General features: G+C 70.6%; 13 protein-coding genes and 1 pseudogene. 3 read left to right on the top strand and 11 right to left on the bottom strand.

The features are described from left to right. Window positions 1–19: 19 nt before the first annotated feature. From acnA to BLQ34_RS03930, 3 genes and pseudogenes are all read right to left on the bottom strand, one after another. A pseudogene (gene acnA, locus BLQ34_RS03940) lies at window positions 20–2,811 on the bottom strand (aconitate hydratase AcnA). Between the two features lie 121 nt (window positions 2,812–2,932). Next, window positions 2,933–4,231, bottom strand: coding sequence for a class I SAM-dependent RNA methyltransferase (locus tag BLQ34_RS03935; protein WP_172829342.1), 1,299 nt, complete (start codon window positions 4,229–4,231; stop codon window positions 2,933–2,935). Further along, window positions 4,228–6,189 (bottom strand): APC family permease, encoded by a 1,962-nt coding sequence (locus tag BLQ34_RS03930; RefSeq protein WP_407946401.1) that lies wholly within the window; start codon window positions 6,187–6,189, stop codon window positions 4,228–4,230. The genes BLQ34_RS03935 and BLQ34_RS03930 overlap by 4 nt, the downstream gene beginning before the upstream one ends. A 127-nt stretch (window positions 6,190–6,316) precedes the next feature. Here BLQ34_RS03930 and BLQ34_RS03925 point away from each other — a divergent pair, with 127 nt between their 5' ends. Both BLQ34_RS03925 and BLQ34_RS03920 read left to right on the top strand, forming a co-directional pair. Then, entirely contained in the window at window positions 6,317–6,985 is a 669-nt protein-coding gene (locus BLQ34_RS03925) for a potassium channel family protein (protein WP_091781782.1), read from the top strand. A 43-nt stretch (window positions 6,986–7,028) separates the two neighbouring features. Continuing rightward, the gene (locus tag BLQ34_RS03920) at window positions 7,029–7,712 is read left to right on the top strand and encodes a potassium channel family protein (RefSeq protein WP_056920806.1); all 684 of its coding nucleotides are present in this window, start codon (window positions 7,029–7,031) and stop codon (window positions 7,710–7,712) included. On the opposite strand, the gene BLQ34_RS03915 is transcribed toward BLQ34_RS03920, so the two are convergent. From BLQ34_RS03915 to BLQ34_RS03895, 5 genes are all read right to left on the bottom strand, one after another. Continuing rightward, window positions 7,685–8,491 (bottom strand): DUF3159 domain-containing protein, encoded by an 807-nt coding sequence (locus BLQ34_RS03915; RefSeq protein ID WP_231961435.1) that lies wholly within the window; start codon window positions 8,489–8,491, stop codon window positions 7,685–7,687. The two genes, BLQ34_RS03920 and BLQ34_RS03915, sit on opposite strands and share 28 nt — an antisense overlap. Next, the gene (locus tag BLQ34_RS03910) at window positions 8,481–8,930 is read right to left on the bottom strand and encodes an OB-fold nucleic acid binding domain-containing protein (RefSeq protein WP_331712522.1); all 450 of its coding nucleotides are present in this window, start codon (window positions 8,928–8,930) and stop codon (window positions 8,481–8,483) included. Before BLQ34_RS03910 ends, BLQ34_RS03915 begins: the two co-directional genes overlap by 11 nt. Before the next feature lie 6 nt (window positions 8,931–8,936). After that, on the bottom strand, window positions 8,937–9,827 hold the full coding sequence (locus tag BLQ34_RS03905; protein WP_231961434.1) for a DUF3710 domain-containing protein: 891 nt from the start codon (window positions 9,825–9,827) through the stop codon (window positions 8,937–8,939). A 40-nt stretch (window positions 9,828–9,867) separates the two neighbouring features. Beyond that, the gene (gene dut / locus BLQ34_RS03900; RefSeq protein WP_197674769.1) at window positions 9,868–10,362 is read right to left on the bottom strand and encodes a dUTP diphosphatase; all 495 of its coding nucleotides are present in this window, start codon (window positions 10,360–10,362) and stop codon (window positions 9,868–9,870) included. Between the two features lie 72 nt (window positions 10,363–10,434). Further along, a complete protein-coding gene (locus BLQ34_RS03895; protein ID WP_056920802.1) occupies window positions 10,435–10,734 on the bottom strand; it encodes a DUF4193 domain-containing protein in 300 nt (99 codons plus the stop codon). Between the two features lie 337 nt (window positions 10,735–11,071). Here BLQ34_RS03895 and BLQ34_RS03890 point away from each other — a divergent pair, with 337 nt between their 5' ends. Next, window positions 11,072–11,257 (top strand): hypothetical protein, encoded by a 186-nt coding sequence (locus BLQ34_RS03890; protein ID WP_091781779.1) that lies wholly within the window; start codon window positions 11,072–11,074, stop codon window positions 11,255–11,257. On the opposite strand, the gene BLQ34_RS03885 is transcribed toward BLQ34_RS03890, so the two are convergent. The 3 genes from BLQ34_RS03885 to BLQ34_RS03875 are packed head-to-tail and all read right to left on the bottom strand — an operon-like array spanning window position 11,242 to window position 13,908. Then, window positions 11,242–12,138 (bottom strand): inositol monophosphatase family protein, encoded by an 897-nt coding sequence (locus tag BLQ34_RS03885; RefSeq protein ID WP_091781777.1) that lies wholly within the window; start codon window positions 12,136–12,138, stop codon window positions 11,242–11,244. The two genes, BLQ34_RS03890 and BLQ34_RS03885, sit on opposite strands and share 16 nt — an antisense overlap. 2 nt (window positions 12,139–12,140) lie before the next feature. Further along, the gene (locus BLQ34_RS03880) at window positions 12,141–13,259 is read right to left on the bottom strand and encodes a ferrochelatase (protein ID WP_091781774.1); all 1,119 of its coding nucleotides are present in this window, start codon (window positions 13,257–13,259) and stop codon (window positions 12,141–12,143) included. Window positions 13,260–13,272: 13 nt separating this feature from the next. Then, on the bottom strand, window positions 13,273–13,908 hold the full coding sequence (locus BLQ34_RS03875; protein WP_091781771.1) for a trimeric intracellular cation channel family protein: 636 nt from the start codon (window positions 13,906–13,908) through the stop codon (window positions 13,273–13,275). Window positions 13,909–14,007: the final 99 nt, after the last annotated feature.

The following is a 14,007-nucleotide window of genomic DNA, read 5'->3' as shown; positions in this document are numbered from 1 at the left end:
TGGTGCGGGAGGACGGTGCTCAGCTGGTGACGAGCGACCGCAGGACGTACTGCAGGATGCCGCCGTTGCGGTAGTAGTCGGCCTCTCCGGGCGTGTCGATGCGGACCACCGCGTCGAACTCCACCGGGTCGGCGCCATCGCGGACCGCGGAGACCTTCACGGTCTTGGGGGTCCGGCCCTCGTTGAGCTCGGTGATGCCCGAGATGGAGATGGTCTCGGTGCCGTCCAGACCCAGCGACTCGGCGTTCTGGCCCGCGGGGTACTGCAGCGGGATCACGCCCATGCCGATCAGGTTGGAGCGGTGGATCCGCTCGTAGGACTCGGCGATCACGGCGCGGACGCCGAGCAGCCGGGTGCCCTTGGCGGCCCAGTCACGCGACGAGCCCGAGCCGTACTCCTTGCCGGACAGGATCACCAGCGGGACGCCGGCCTCCTGGTAGGCGGCCGAGGCGTCGAAGATCGTCGTCTGCTCGCCACCGGACAGGAAGTTGCGCGTGAAGCCACCCTCGACCCCGTCGAGCAGAAGGTTCTTGAGCCGGATGTTGGCGAACGTCCCGCGGATCATCACCTCGTGGTTGCCACGACGCGAGCCGTAGGAGTTGAAGTCCTTGCGGTCCACCCCGTGCTCGGCGAGGTACTTGCCCGCCGGGCTGTCGGCCTTGATCGAGCCGGCCGGGCTGATGTGGTCGGTCGTGACCGAGTCACCCAGCTTGGCCAGCACGCGCGCGTCGTTGATGTCCTCGACCGGGGTCGTCTCCATCGTCATGCCGTCGAAGTAGGGGGGCTTGCGGACGTAGGTCGAGTCGTCGGCCCAGTCGAAGGTCTTGCCCTCGGGCGTGGGCAGCGACTGCCAGCGCTCGTCGCCGGCGAACACGTCGGCGTAGTCGCTGGTGAACATCTCCTTGTTGATGCTCTCGGAGATGGTGCGCTCGACGTCGTCCGGGCTCGGCCACAGGTCCGCCAGGAAGACGTCCTGACCGTCGGTGTCCTGGCCGAGCGGCTCGGACTCGAAGTCGAAGTCCATCGTGCCGGCCAGGGCGTAGGCGATCACCAGCGGCGGCGACGCGAGGTAGTTCATCTTCACGTCGGGGTTGATCCGACCCTCGAAGTTGCGGTTGCCCGACAGCACGGAGACGACGGCGAGGTCGTTGTCGTTGATGGCCGCCGAGATCTCGTCCGAGAGCGGGCCGGAGTTGCCGATGCAGGTGGTGCAGCCGTAGCCCACCAGGTGGAAGCCGAGCTTCTCGAGGTAGGGCCACATGCCGGCCTTCTCGTAGTAGTCCGACACGACCTTGGAACCGGGGCCATCGAGGTCTTGACCCACGGAGCGACGGTGAGCCCGCGTTCGACGGCGTTCTTGGCCAGCATGGCCGCCGCCATCATCACCGAGGGGTTGGAGGTGTTGGTGCAGCTGGTGATCGAGGCGATCGAGACGATGCCGTGGTCGATCTCGAACGATGCGCCCTCGGCGGTCGTGACGGTGACCTTCTTCGAGGGGCGGTCCGACCCGTTGCCCTCGGCGGCCGGCTTGTCGCCGCCGTTGGTCCCGTCCGTGCTGCCCTGCGGCGACGGGTCACTGGCCGGGAACGAGGACGCCACCCCGGCGTCGCCCTCGTGGTGAGCGACGTAGGTCGGCAGCACCTTGCGGAAGGCGTCCTTGGCGTCGCTCAGCGCAATGCGGTCCTGGGGACGCTTGGGGCCGGCGATCGACGGCACCACGGTCGAAAGGTCGAGCTCGAGCCGCTCGGAGTAGCGGGCCTCGGGCTGGTCGGAGCCCGCGTGCAGCCACATGCCCTGTTCCTTGGCGTATGCCTCGACCAGAGCGACGGACTCCTCGCTGCGGCCGGTGAGGCGCAGGTAGTCGAGGGTCACGTCGTCGATCGGGAAGATCGCGCACGTGGAGCCGAACTCGGGGCTCATGTTGCCGATCGTGGCGCGGTTGGCCAGCGGCACCGCCGAGACGCCCTCGCCGTAGAACTCGACGAACTTGCCGACCACGCCGTGCGCACGCAGCTGCTCGGTGATGGTGAGGACCACGTCGGTCGCGGTGGCGCCGGCGGGGATCGAGCCCGACAGCTTGAAGCCCACGACGCGCGGGATGAGCATCGACACCGGCTGGCCGAGCATCGCGGCCTCGGCCTCGATGCCACCGACGCCCCAGCCGAGCACGCCGAGGCCGTTGACCATCGTGGTGTGCGAGTCGGTGCCGACGCAGGTGTCGGGGTAGGCCACGCCGTCGCGGACCATCACGGTCCGGGCCAGGTGCTCGATGTTGACCTGGTGGACGATGCCGGTGCCCGGGGGGACGACCTTGAAGTCCTCGAACGCGGTCTGGCCCCACCGCAGGAACTGGTAGCGCTCACCATTGCGCTGGTACTCGATCTCGACGTTCTTCTCGAACGCGTCGGCGCGCCCGAAGACGTCGATGATCACGGAGTGGTCGATCACCATCTCGGCCGGGCTCAGCGGGTTGATCTTGGCCGGGTCGCCACCGAGGTCGGCGACGGCCTCGCGCATGGTGGCCAGGTCGACGATGCACGGCACGCCGGTGAAGTCCTGCATGAGCACCCGCGCCGGGGTGAACTGGATCTCGGTGTCGGGCTCGGCGTTCTCGTCCCACGCGCCGAGCGCGCGGATCTGGTCGGCGGTGATGTTGGCGCCGTCCTCGGTGCGCAGGAGGTTCTCCAGCAGCACCTTCAGGCTGTACGGGAGGGTCTCGCTGCCCTCGACCGCGTCGAGCCGGTAGACCTCGTAGGAGTTGTCACCGACCTTCAGCTCACCGTGGGCGTTGAAGCTGTTCGTGCTGGCCACTGCCTGCTCCTTCGATGCTCGTGCTCGGTGGATTTATCTTGACGTCAAGATATCACGGGTTCGAGGCTCTGACCCGATCCTGCTCCCTGTGGCGGCGCGGCGAAAGTCCAGACCGCGCGCCTCACGCCGGCCGTGGGGTGAACAGGGCGATGGACTCGACGTGCTGGGTCATCGGGAATGCGTCGAACGCGCGCAGTTCCCCCAGCGCGTACCCGGCGTCGGCGAGGAAGGCCGAGTCGCGGGCCAGGGCGGACGGGTCGCACGCGACGTAGGCGATCGCCCGTGGAGCCAGCGCAGCCACCTGCGCGGACACCTCCCGCCCCGCTCCCGTGCGGGGTGGGTCCAGCACCACGACGTCGGCACGCAGCGGCAGCAGCGGGTGGCGGCGCAGCTTGCGCTGGCGTTGCGCGCGCTGACGGGTGGGACCGGAGCGTTGCGGCCGGGGCACGCCGAAGGCGTCGTCCACCCGGGCGCGCACCACCGCCACCGACGGGTATGCCGCGAGGTTGCCGGCCGCCGAAGCGACGGCACCCGGGTCGGACTCGACCGCGACGACCTTGCCCGACTCCCCCACCCGCTCGGCGAGGGCCGCGGCGAAGAGGCCCACCCCGGCATACAGGTCGAGGGCGGTCTCGCCCTCGCGGGGCTGGAGCATGGTCGTGACGGTGTCGACGAAGGCCGCCGCGGCACCGGGGTGGACCTGCCAGAAACCCCGCGCCGACACCTCGAAGGTGCCCGAAAAAGTTTGTGCCGCAACGTGTTCGGTGACGATGGGCGGATCGGCCTCGCCGGAGGGGACGGCGACGACGACGGCGGCTCCCTCTGAAGGGGCCGCCACGTCGACGGCGGACTCCCCGGTCCAGTCGCGGGCCAGGACGCCCGTGGCGAGGATCCGCGGGTCGGCGATCAGGCAGGTGTCGACGGGGACGATGTCGTGTGAGCGACTCCCCCGCAGCCCGGCCCGGCCGGCCTCGTCGACCGCGAACTCCACGCGGGTGCGCCAGCCCAGGCCCTGGTCGTCACCGGCGAGCGGCTCGACCGCGACCTCCACCTCCTGCTTGGCGAGGCGGGAGAACTGCTCCCGCACCACCGCGGCCTTCAGCTCGCGCTGGTGGTCCAGGGTCGCGTGCTGGAAGTCGCAGCCGCCGCACCGTCCCGGCCCGGCATACGGGCAGGGCGGGGTGACCCGGTGCGGGCTCGCGGTGAGCACCTCGACACAGTCGGCGCGGACGAACCGTTGGCCCTCGCGCGCCTCGGTCACCTGGGCGTTGACCCGCTCCCCCGGCAGCGCGTGTCGGACGAAGACCACCCGGCCCTCGTGCCGGGCCACGCAGAAGCCGCCGTGCGCGACCGGGCCGACGTCGAGCGTGACGACGTCACCGACGGCGAGCGGCACTGGATCGGGAGGGGCGTTCGTCACTGGCCGAGGCGGACCGAGCCCGGGCCGGGGCCGTCGAACCGCTCCTCCTGCCCCTCGGACGAGGCGAGCTGCCAGGGCACGCTGGCCACCATGACACCGGGTGTGAACAGCAACCGGCCCTTCAGCCGCAAGGCGCTCTGGTTGTGCAGGACCTGCTCGTACCACTTGCCGAGGACGTACTCGGGGATGTAGACGACCACGACGTCGCGAGGGTGGCCGGAGCGCAGCGACTTGACGTACTCGACGACGGGGCGGGTGATCTCTCGGTACGGAGAGTCGAGGGCCTTGAGCGGCACCGGGATGTCCCGCCGGTCCCACTCGTCCTGCAGCGCCTTGGTCTCGTCGGGCTCGACGTTGACCGTGATCGCCTCGAGCTTCGACGGACGGGTGGCCCGCGCGTAGGCGAGCGCCCGCAGGGTCGGCTTGTGGATCTTGGAGACCAGGACGATCGCGTGGACGCGGCTCGGCAGCATCTGGGCGTCGGCGTCCTCGTCGCTGACCCGCAGCTCGGCCCGAACCCGTTCGTAGTGCTTGTTGATGCCGGTCATGAGGAAGAACAACACCACCATCGCGGCGATCGCATAGCCGGCTCCGTGGATGAACTTCGTCGCCAGGACCACCAGGAGAACCGTGCAGCAGATCGCCGCGCCCACGCCGTTGATCGCCCGGCTGCGCATCATGCGGCGGCGGACTCCGGGATTGGTCTCGACCCGAAGGTGGCGGTTCCAGTGCCGCACCATGCCGGTCTGGCTGAGGGTGAACGACACGAAGACACCGACGATGTAGAGCTGGATCAGCTTGGTGACCTCTGCGTTGTACAGCACGATCAGTAAGGCAGCGGCTCCCGCCAACGTGAGGATGCCGTTGGAGAACGCCAGCCGGTCACCTCGGGTGTGCAGCTGGCGGGGCAGGTAGCCGTCCCGGGCGAGGATGGACCCCAACACCGGGAAGCCGCTGAAGGCAGTGTTTGCCGCCAGGATGAGGATGAGCCCCGTGACGATCGACACCAGCAGCACCCCGGGCGGGAAGTTGTCGAAGACGGCGTGCGAAACCTGCCCCATGATGGTCTCCTGCACGTAGTCAGGGGGGACTGGTCGGCCGTCGGACTGGACGAGCTGGGTGGCCGGATCCTCGGCGTACTTCACACCCGTCCACCGTGCCAGTGTCACCATCGACACCATCATGCTGATTGCCACGATGCCCATCAGCAGCAGCGTCGTGGCGGCGTTCTTGCTCTTGGGCTTCTGGAAGGCAGGGACGCCGTTGGAGATCGCTTCGACGCCGGTGAGCGCCGCACACCCGGAGGAGAAGGCGCGGAGCATCAGGAACGCCATCGCGAACAGACCCAGCGACTCGTAGCCGGGTTCGGGAAGGAGCTGGAGCGAGGCGCTCTCAGCCTTGGGAAGCGTTCCCGTGACGTTGCGGAAGAGACCCACGGCGGCCATGCCCAGCACGCAGGTCATGAAGAGGTAGGTCGGCACGGCAAAGGCCTTGCCCGACTCGCGGACCCCGCGCAGGTTGATCCCGGCCAGGAGAGCCACCAGCCCCACGGCAACGATCACCTCGTGGCCGCGCAAGAAGGGCAGGGCAGCCGCCGCGTTCTGCACGCCGGACGAGACGGAGACCGCCACGGTGAGCACGTAGTCGACGAGCAGCGCGCTACCGACTGTGAGGCCGGCCTTGGATCCGAGGTTGGTGCTGGCCACCTCGTAGTCGCCGCCGCCAGAAGGGTAGGCGTGCACGTTCTGTCGGTACGAGGCAACCACCACCACCATGACCAGCACCACGACGAGGGCGATCTTCCACGACTGCGTGAGGGCGAGCGTTCCCCCGGCGAGGCCGAGGGTCAGGAAGATCTCGTCAGGGGCGTAGGCCACCGACGAGAGGGGGTCGCTGGCAAACACGGGGAGCGCGAGACGCTTGGGCAGGAGGGTCTCGGTGAGACGGTCGCTGCGCATCGCGCGTCCGACGAGCACCCGCTTGAGGACGCGTGAAGAGGTGGGCACGGCCAACACTCTAGGGCGCGGTATCCACCGCTGCGCGGCACCCTGCGGCGGCGGCACAGCGCGGTGTAGCGTCGGCGTCGTGCATTTCGTCATCATGGGCTGCGGCCGCGTCGGCTCCTCCCTCGCGCTCAGCCTGGAGAGCCAGGGCCACGACGTCGCGATCATCGACCAGGAGGAGGCGGCCTTTCGCCGACTCGGGTCCGTCTTCGAAGGGCGCCGGGTGACGGGGGTCGGGTTCGACCGGGACACCCTGCTGGAGGCCGGGATCAAGAACGCCTACGCGTTCGCGGCCGTCTCCAGCGGTGACAACTCCAACATCCTGGCCGCCCGCGTGGCCCGCGAGACGTTCGGCGTCGAGCACGTCGTGGCCCGCATCTACGACCCCGGCCGCGCCGAGGTCTACCAGCGGCTCGGCATCCCCACCGTCGCCACCGTGAAGTGGACGGCCGACCAGATGCTTCGGCGGTTGCTCCCCCAGGGTCACGTGCCCGAGCTGGTCGACCCGTCAGGCACCGTCGTCGTCGCCGAGGTCACCGTCAACCCCGCCTGGGTGGGGCGCCGCATCAGCGAGCTGGAGGACGCCACCGGCACCCGGGCGGCCTACCTGACCCGTCTGGGCGTGGCCATGCTCCCGGCTTCCGACAGCGTCTACCAGGAGGGCGACCTGGTGCACCTGGCCGCCCTTGCCGCCGAGCTGCCGGCCGTCGAACGGACTCTCGACGGCCCGCCCGCCGTGAGCGAACACTGACCAAGACTCCGACCCACGACTGACCCACCAGAAGGAACCAAGCATGCGCGTCGTCATCGCCGGTGCAGGCAGCGTCGGTCGCTCGATCGCCCGCGAGCTGCTGCACAACGGGCACCAGGTGCTCCTCATGGACCGCGAGCGCAAGGACGTCCAGGCCAGCAAGATCCCCGACGCCAACTGGCTGCTCGCCGACGCGTGTGAGATCACCGCGCTGCACGAAGCCGGCCTCGCGGAGTGCGACGTGGTCGTCGCGGCGACCGGTGACGACAAGGTCAACCTCGTCGTCTCGCTGCTGGCCAAGACCGAGTTCGGCGTGCCGCGCACCGTGGCCCGGGTCAACAACCCCAAGAACGAGTGGATGTTCGACGAGGCGTGGGGTGTCGACGTGGCCGTGTCGACCCCGCGGCTCATGACCGCCCTGGTCGAGGAGGCGGTGAGCATCGGCGACCTCGTGCGGATCTTCCAGTTCCAGCAGGGCAAGGCGACGATGGTCGAGCTCACGCTGCCGCCGGACAGCCCCTACGCCGGCAAGCGGGTCGGCGACGTCGACTTCCCGGGCGAGACCGTGCTGGTCGGCATCATCCGCGAGGACCACCCCATCGCGCCGAGTCGGGACGACTCACTCGAGCCGCACGACGAGCTGCTGTTCATCTCGACGCCGGAGTTCGAGGACGAGCTCGAGGCGATGCTCAGCCCGGGTCAGCGGGTGCCGCGCGGCGAGGAGTGAACCTCGGGGTCGGTGGCCCCGTCCGCGTCGTCCGCGCCGTCCGCGGCCGCGGCGCCCTCGACCTCGTCGGAGTGGTCCAGCTCCGGTGCGGTGTGTCCCCTGACCAGCATCAGGCCCATCACGGCGACACCGGCCAACCACAGCGGCCAGCCCAGGGCGACCTTCGCGACGCCCAGCAGCGCGACCTCGCTCGCGAGGTAGAGCGGCACCATCACCACCAGCCGGATCACGAACAACGCGACGAGCACGAGGGTCAGCCGCTGGCAGACCCGCACGAGTCCCTTGTCGCGGTGCCACCCGACCGGGTCGTCGGCCAGCCTGGGGTCCCCGGCGCCGACCATGAACCCGACGAGGGGCCACCGCAGGGCCACCGACACCAGCGCCACTGCGAGCATGACGGCGTTCCAGATGATGCCGGGCAGGAAGGCGTCCTCGGCCTTGCCACTGCGCAGTGCGAAGAAGGCCGCGATCGCGGTCGGGAAGACCGCCGACAGCACGTACTGGAGGCTCTGCCGCTGGGCGACCCGCACGACCGCCAGCACCACGGTCACCGCGACGGAGGCGATGATGGCCGCGGTCAGGTCCTTGCGCCAGACCCACAGGACGACGAACGCCACGGTGGGCAGGGCGGTCTCGACCGAACCCCGCCAGCCGCCGAGCGCGGTCGACAGGCGGTGCCGGATCAGCTCCTCGACGGTGGCACCGGGCGGGGGGTCGGCGGGCAGGGTGCGGCTGGTCCGCGGAGCCCGCGTGGCCGGTGGCGTCGGGTCAGTGGCCACGCAGCGGGACGATCTCGTAGGCCGGGTTGAAGATCGTGGGCGTGCCTCGCGTCCACGTCACGCGACCATGCGCCCGCAGGTAGGTGCCTGGCTCGATCCCGCCGATGGTGCGCCGACCGAGCCACACCAGGTTGATCGTGCGGCTGCCGTCGTAGAGGTCGATCACCAGGGCGGGGACGTTGACCCGCGGACGAAGGGTGACGGCGCGGACGGTGCCGGAGACGGTCGCCTCCTGACGGTCCTGCAGGTCGCACATGGGCGTACAGCCCATCCGGGCGGCGTCCTCCTGCAGCTCGTCGGCCTCGATCTGGGTGACCGACTTGGTGAGCCGCTCCCCGAGCCGCGACAACGGCGACTTGCGGACATCCGTGGACGCGGGGCCCGGCGCCGGTCGGGCCGGCATCCGGGGGTCGACGGTGAGGGGTTGCTTGGTGGCCATGGCGTCCTACCTGACCTCGGTGATCTCGGGACCGCGCTCGAACGGCTTGAGGTCGTCGACCCGCCGCCCGGCCTCGTCGTGGTCGTGGTCGTGACCGTGGTCGTGGTCGTGGTCGTGGTCGTGCGTCTCGACCTGCGCCGGCAGCGTGAGGGTCAGCATCTCGCGCGGTGCCATGGCCGCGTCCCCGCGCACCACGACGGCGCCGCGGACCACCTCGAGCAGCGGTTCGGCGGCTGCGTCGTCGATCGCGGCGCGACCGGAGAACACGGCCCGCAGGAACCATCGCGGACCGTCGACCCCCGCGAAGCGGGCCGGTGCGAAGACCGTGCGGCCGTCGGGTCCGGCGGAGGGCATGCGCGTGCGCAGCTCGGTGCCCAGGGCGCCGCGGGCCTCGTCGGCGGTGCCGCCCTGCGCGAGGATCGACTCGGCGATCTCGCCGCGGATGTCGTCCCAGATGCCCATCGTCTTGGGGGCGGCGAAGGCCTGGATCTGCACGGCCGAGTCGCCGATCACTGCGGTCGCGCCGACCACCTGGTCGGCGGCCTCGTCGATCTCCAGGCGCAGCTCCATGCCGGGCACTCCCATGATGCGCAGCGCACCCAGGTCGAGGCGGCCGTCGTCGGCCTCGACCTCGGACGCGTCGTAGGGCCCGGTGGCAGCGGCCGGGTCGACCGCCAGGCCCTTGCCCTCGTCTGCGCCCTCGCCCTCGTCTGCGCCGGCGTCGACCACCCCGTCGGTGCCGGGTGCGTCCGCGACCCCGTCGAGGTCGGCCGGGTCGGCCCCAGCTGCGTCGGCCCCAGCTGCGTCGGTCCCACGGGCGTCAGGCCCGGCGGCGTCGGAGTCGACCAGGTCGGCCTCGGTGCCGCCGTGGGTCTGGTCGACCTCGGCGTCGGTCACGTCCGCGTTCTTGCCGCGTCGGAAAATGCCCACTGCAGACTCAGTCCTTCGTTGTCGGGGTGTGGTCGCCGAAGCCACCACTGGCACCGTGTCCAGTGTCACCCCGCGGGGTGGCTTCGAGCGAATCAACCTCGTGGAAGTCCACCCGCGCCACCTGCTGGACCAGCAGCTGGGCGATGCGGTCGCCACGGCGCACCGTGAAGGGGTCGCGCGGGTCGAGGTTGACGAGGTTGACGAGGATCTCGCCCCGGTAGCCGGCGTCGACCGTGCCGGGGGCGTTGACGATGGTGATGCCGTGCCTGGCCGCCAGTCCCGAGCGCGGGTGCACCAGCCCCACCCAGCCGTCCGGGATGGCCAGCGCCAGCCCGGTCGGCACGAGGGTGCGCTCCCCCGGTTGGATCGTCACGTCCGCCGCGGCGTGCAGGTCGGCACCCGCGTCACCGGGGTGGGCGTACGACGGCAGCGGGAGCCCCGGGTCGAGCCGACGGACCCCGACGGGCAGTGCGGGCGACGGAACGCGAGAAGGGCCAGTCACGTGGACCGACCCTATCCCTGCGTCGGACGGCGGTGCGTGCCGCACCGTGTCGTCCGTCCGGTTGTCGCTCACCTATGCAGCGCACTCCCGGCACACCATCTGCCCGCCGGACTCGGAGGCCAGCTGGCTGCGGTGGTGGACGAGGAAGCACCGCGAGCAGGTGAACTCGTCGTACTGGCGCGGGATGACCCGCACCGAGAGCTCTTCACCGGACAGGTCCGCACCGGGCAGCTCGAAGCCCTCGGCCTGCTCGGTCTCGTCGACGTCGACGCTCGATGCGCTCTTGTCGACTCGACGGGACTTCAACTCCTCGATCGAGTCCTCGGACAGCTCGTCATCGGTCTTGCGCGGCGCGTCGTAGTCAGTCGCCATGGTCGCTGTCGCTCTCCCTGTTCTGTCGTCCTGCTGGCGTCCTCCCGCAGCCCGGGAAGACGATTTCGCCCGTGTAACGCTGGTGCCCACGGTTTTGTGCCCGTTGCAGGCGGGGATTGTGCCCTATCCACGACGCTGCGTCACCATCGCGTCCAGATTCGGTCTGCGAGCACTTCACCGGGCACCCCATGCCTTGGTCTGGGTTCACCCAAGATTCACCCTCGGCGGGCAACCCCGGCTCCCCTTTGGCGCGTCTCTACCCGTAGAGTCCTCACTCCGGCCCGGCCGAACCCGACTCGTGCAACGACCATCCGCCACACGAAGAGAGGGGTGCACCATGACCGAGTTCCACTCCGAGATCACCCAGCGCGCAACCCGCGCCGTCCAGTCCCTGCGCAAGGCCCAGGAGTCCGGCGACGACTACCTCGCTTCCGTCCGGGAGGCGGAGCTGGAGAACCTCGCCCGCCTCGCCTCCGAGCACGGACTGCGCATCCCCGAGCTGAACGGCTACAGCGCAGCCTGAGCCTCGTCGCCGGCCCGCTCCGCTGCTCGGAGCACCACCTCGTGGAGCGTGGTGTGCAGGGTGGGCGCTGCGGCGACCACCATCTGGTCACTGGGGGGTTCACCGGACAGGCCGGTGAACCGGCCTCCCGCCTCGACCAGGACGAGCCAGGCCGCGGCCATGTCCCACGGGTTCAGGCCGCGCTCGTAGTAGGCGTCGAGGCTGCCCGCGGCGACCGCGCAGATGTCGAGGGCAGCGCTCCCGATCCGGCGGATGTCGCGCACCTGCGGGAGCACGTCGAGCAGCATCGCGGCCTGCCACTGGCGCCGAGCCGTGTCGTAGCCGAACCCGGTGCCGACCAGGGCGTGTCCCAGGGTCGGCGGGGCCGCGAGCTCGAGGCGGCGCGCCGTCATCGTCGGCGGAGACGCGGAGACTGCGGGCACGCCGTCCAGCCAGGCGCCCGCGCCGGTCCGGGCGCGGAAGAGCTCCCCGGACACCGGGTTGACCACCGCTCCGGCCACCGGCTGCCACGCACCGGGGGTGGTGGGGTCGCCGACCACGGCGGCGACGGACACGGCATACGAGGGGATGTTGTAGAGGTAGTTGACCGTGCCGTCGATGGGGTCCACCACCCAGGTGATCTCGGAGCGGCCGTCGGTGCCGCCCTCCTCCTCGCCGAGGAAGCCGTCACCGGGGCGGGCGGCCTGGAGGCGGGTGCGGATCAGGTCCTGGGCCCGTTGGTCCATCACCGTGACGACGTCGGTCGCGGTGCTCTTGGTCTTGGAGACGCCGAGGTTGGCAGGACGCTCGTCGACCACCAGGCGAGCGGCTTCGCAGGCGACCTCCACCGCGAGCGCCTCCAGGGCGTGGAGGGTGGGTTCGTCGGGGATCGGCAGGTCCATGGTCAGTCCCGCCCGCAGAGGGCCGGCCTGGCCTCGCGGAGGTTGGGGCAGCACCCGGGAGCGCAGACGGACGGCATGGCGGCCGGGCCGGGCCACGCCGGCACGGGAGGGTCCTCGCCCCGGGCCTGGGCGGCGCGCTCGAGGACCAGGTCGACCAGTCCCGAGACGAACTCGGGGTCGACCCCCACCGTGGGCACGCGCACGAGCCGCAGTCCCAGTCGCTGCGCCGTCGCGGCTGCCTCGGTGTCGAGGTCGTAGACGACCTCCATGTGGTCGGAGACGAACCCGATCGGGGCGCACACCACCACTGCCGCACCGTCAGCGGCGAGCTCCTCGAGCCGGTCGTTGACGTCCGGCTCGAGCCAGGGCTGGGAGGGCGGTCCGGAGCGGGAGCAGAAGACCAGCTCACCGCCGAGGTCGGTGTCGAGCGTCGCGTTGACCTCGTCGGTGATGGCGGCACCGAGGGCCAGGTGCTGGCGCGCGTAGGCGTTGCCGTCCTCGTCGCCCGGACCCGACGTGTCGTCCATCGCCGTCGGGATCGAGTGCGTCACGAACAGCAGGCGGACGGCGCCGGGGTCGACGCCTTCACGCAGCACCCCGCGCACGGCCTCGGTGACCAGGCGGGTGTTGGTGCGGGCGAACCCCGGGTGGTTGGAGTAGGGGCGCACCTTGTCGATCTCGATGACGGTGCCACCGGCCGCCACCGACTCGCTCGCGGCGGCCAGGTCCTCGCGGTACTGGCGGCACGACGAGTAGGACGAGTAGGCGCTGGTCACCACGGTGACCAGGCGACGCATCCCGCGCTGTCCGGCCTCGGCGAGCGCCTCGGCGGTGAAGGGGGTGAAGTTGCGGTTGCCCCAGATCACCGGGGTGTCGATCTCGCGGCGGTCGAGCTCGGCACGCAGGGCGGCGATGAGGGCGCGGTTCTGGTCGTTGATCGGGCTGCGGCCGCCGAACCCGTAGTAGTGCTCCCCCACCTGCTCCAGGCGCTCGTCCGGGATGTTCTTCCCGGCCGTGACGGTCCGCAGGAACGGCAGCACGTCCTCGGGTTTCTCCGGCCCGCCGAAGGAGAGCAGGAGGATGCCGTCGTAGGGGGCGAGCGGTTGCTCGTCGGTGCTCATGCGTGGGGTCCGTTCATGTGAGGTCTCCGGTGCGCAGCGGCTTGGGTGCGTGGACATCGAGGACGACCGCCACCATGCGCATGGCGAAGACGAGCCCGACGCAGCCCCAGATGGTGAAGGGGTTGACCTGGTCGTAGTGGTGGGCGGTGACGATGAGGATGGCTCCGAGCAGCGCCGGCAGGGCATACATCTCGCGACGCAGCACCTCGGGCACCTGGCCGGCGAGCACGTCGCGGATGATCCCTCCGCCGACCGCGGTGATCCCTCCGACGAAGACCGACGTGAGGGGGTCCATGCCGGCGCCGAGCGCCTTGAGCGACCCGCCGACCGCGAAGACCGCGAGCCCGGCTGCGTCGAGCACCCGCACGAAGCGCGAGATCCGCTCGACGCCGGGGTGGTAGAGGAAGGTCACCAGCCCGGCGACGAGGGCACAGGTCAGGAGCCGCCAGTCGGAGATGCCGACCGGAGGGAGCGCGCCGATCAGCACGTCGCGGATCACGCCTCCGCCGAGCGCCGCGGCGCCGGACAGGACGAGCACCCCGAACAGGTCCAGCCGCTTCTTCACGGCGACCAGCCCACCCGACAACGCGAAGGCGAACACGCCGACGAGGTCGAGTGCCAGCTGCAGGTGGGCGTCGAAGGTGAGCATCGCGAGGTCAAAACTACCGTTGCGGCGTGGTCGCTTTCGCCTCGACCTCGGGGATGGCAGAGTCAGCAGCACGGGGCCCGGTCCACGAGCCCGTTCACG

It is taken from the genome of Pedococcus dokdonensis, from assembly GCF_900104525.1.
Classification (GTDB): Bacteria; Actinomycetota; Actinomycetes; order Actinomycetales; family Dermatophilaceae; genus Pedococcus; species Pedococcus dokdonensis.
This window is presented reverse-complemented; position numbering and strand designations above follow the sequence as displayed.